Genomic DNA, 3,091 nt, shown 5'->3' on the forward strand with positions numbered 1-3,091 from the left:
CGTCCACGTGAACGACGCGGACCCGGACGCGCTGGTGGAGTCGGTCGCCGTGACGGTCACATTGAACGTCCCCGACGCGGTCGGCGTACCCGAAATCAGACCCGAAGAGGAGATCGACAACCCCGCCGGAAGACCCGACGCGCTGTACGTCAACGTCTGACCCGACCCGGAATCAGCAGCCTGGATTTGCAGACCGCTGATCGCGGTGCCCACCGTCCCGCTCTGCGCACCCGGATTGGTGACCGTCACCGTGTTCCCGCTGCTACCGGTCCCGACCGTCCACGTGAACGACGCCGAACCCGACGCCCCGGTACCGTCCTTCGCCGTCACCGTCACATTGAACGTGCCCGACGCACTCGGCGTCCCCGAGATCAGACCCGAAGAGGAGATCGACAGGCCAGCCGGAAGACCCGACGCACTGTACGTCAACGACTGACCCGACCCGGAATCAGCAGCCTGAACCTGCACACCACTGATCGCGGTGCCCACCGTCCCGCTCTGCGCACCGGGATTGGTGACCGTCACCGTGTTGCCCGACGGCAGCGTGTTACCGGTCAGGCCGATGGTGACACCGCCCAACTGCCTCGCGCCGGTCGCCCGAGTCCCGGTGACCTGAGCGAACGCCAGCGCGGTGGTGGGAGCGGAGACCTGCTCGACCAGATAACTGGAACCCGCGGCGACCGGCACACTCAACGTCGCCGCGCTGCTCGCGGCCACCACGACGGCACCACTGGAACCGTTGACAACCTCGGCCTGCTGCCCCGGCCACGGGTTGCGCACACTGAGCGTGCCACTGCTGCCCGCCTCGATCGCGGCGGTCGCCAGCGTACCGCCCTCAACCTGCACATCCACCTTCGAACCGCCCTGGATGTAGAGCGTGCCGGCGCCGTCCCAACCCGAGGGCCACGCCGGAGCGAAACGCAGCGTCCCGTCATAATCCGTGGCGAACGCCTCATCCAACGTCGCAGCCACATTCGAGACATGCTCGATATACGGCTCATCCAGCGAACCCGGATTCCACGCCGCCAACCCGGACGGATAGACCTGGTAGGACTTCGTGCTGTTCACCAGATCGTTGGCAACCTCGGAAGACATGTCCAGCCGCGCCGCCTGAACCGAGTCATACGTCCAGTCCGGATTGTTGACGTACTGCCGGTGACTGTAGGTACGATCCGCCAACGCGGTCAGATTGTCACCGTTCACCACCGTGTTGTCGCCGACCACCCCGTAAGGCCACACCGGCTCCAGACCCAGATTCTCCACATTGTGCGTCGCAGCCGTCGGCTGATACGAGTTACCGATCACATCCGTACCCGACGCATCCGCGGACGCACCCAGCAACTGACTATGCGAACCCTGATCCGTACGCGCGTACGGCTCGATGTGCGTCAGCGCCGTACGCAACTGCGAGACCAGCGACGAATCCGTGTTCAGCAACGTCGCGGCGCTGACCGTGGCAGCGAACAACGCCTGATCCGCGGCGATGTCCGTGGTCGGGTCCTGCACCTGCCACTGGGTCTCGTGCGCATTGGCCACCGCGTGCAGATAACCATCCGAACCCACGCTCTGCCACGCCAACAGGAAGGTGGCGGTCTGCTGAAGCACCGGGTAATACCTGCTCAGGAAACTACGATCCCCGGTGTCCTGGTACTGCTGCCAGATCCACAACGCGATCTCCGCGCCACTGGTGATCGTCTCGGCATTGAAACCAGGACTGGAAGCCACCGCGCACGAGGCATCACTGGTGATACCGCCACCCCAGTAATACCCGTTGCCGTTGAACCGCATCGTCTCCGGCACACACGCACCCGGCTTGCCGTTCATCTGCGCGCCCGTCCACGACTCGACCGCCGGCAGATCATTGAGATACATGTCGAAGATCGGCAGGTTCTGCGCGAACTCCCCCGAATCCAGGTTCGCCTGAATCTGCCCGCGCAGGTTCCACAACCAGTACCCGGCCGGATACCAGGCCTGATGATCCTGGTTGAAGTTGAACAGATCCGCCAACCCCGCCTGACTACCCGGATACTGACCCGAGTGCATGCTCCCGGCCTCGAAGTACAGGTACAGCGTATGCAGGTTCTCCATGTACTGCGCGCTACCGTCCGAGGAGGACGCCTCGATCAAACCGGAATGCGCCCAGTAGCCGTTCCACCACACCGACTGCGACGCCAGCAGCGAGGACTCCCCCGCCGAGGCGTCCGAACCGATCAGGGTGGAGGCGGCGCTGTTCGCGTTACCGCCCGTCCACGACGGCGAGACCACGATCACCCGGTACGAGCCGTCGCTGTTCGGAGTGAACGACACCCGCACACTCGTGGAGTTGACCACGGACGCCGACACGTTGCGCCCGCCCGCGGTGATCGCGGCCATCGCCCCGAACGTCTGGTTCGAATGCCCGCTCTGCGAGTTGTCCGACCAGGACTGCGCCAGACTCGCCACCGCGCCGGAGGCCGACGCCGCCGGAGTGCGCCCGCTCCACAGGCTCACACTCGCGCTCGCCTGCGCGTTCGGGTTCGCCCCCGTCACATCCACGACCAACTCGTCCTTGCCGGAGGCCACCCAGGCGGTCAGAGTCATCCCACCACCCGACTCGTGCAGCACCCCGTTGTACAGGTCCAAGTAGCCCACGAAGTTCGAGGCCGACGTCATCGCCGACAACCCAGGGATGTTCACCTGCCCCGGCGAGAGCCGGTTCGGCATCGTATCGCTGCGATTAAGCTGCGCGGTAAACCCGTTCGCCGCCCACTCGGCCACACCCAACGAGCCGTTGCCCAGGGGCAGAAACTGCGTCGCCCCCGTGTTCGCCTTGCCGAGCACGATGTTCGAGCGGGACACGACCCCACCGATGTTCTGCGAGAACACGCCGTTCTGCCAGGCCGTCGTGACCGTGGCCGCAGCAGCCGGGGTACCCGAACCGAGCGCCACCGCCAAGGGCGGCGCAAGCGAGAGCACGGCAGCCGCAGCGGCATACCGCAGCACTCTGGGATGAACAGACACAAATCCTCCTGATGCGTCGCGATGTCATGTTGATGCGGCACAACCACGGACACATCGGATGTCTTTGTAGCGCAGTCACCGCAAGCCCGTC

1 protein-coding gene is annotated in these 3,091 nt (G+C 65.2%); it reads right to left on the reverse strand.

What is annotated here, in order from left to right:
• Positions 1-3,000, reverse strand: a 3,000-nt coding sequence (locus KGA66_RS28435; protein ID WP_211472593.1) for a putative Ig domain-containing protein, incomplete at its 3' end; no start/stop codon positions are given.
• Positions 3,001-3,091: the final 91 nt, after the last annotated feature.

This window comes from Actinocrinis puniceicyclus, assembly GCF_018283645.1.
Lineage (GTDB): Bacteria > Actinomycetota > Actinomycetes > Streptomycetales > Catenulisporaceae > Actinocrinis > Actinocrinis puniceicyclus.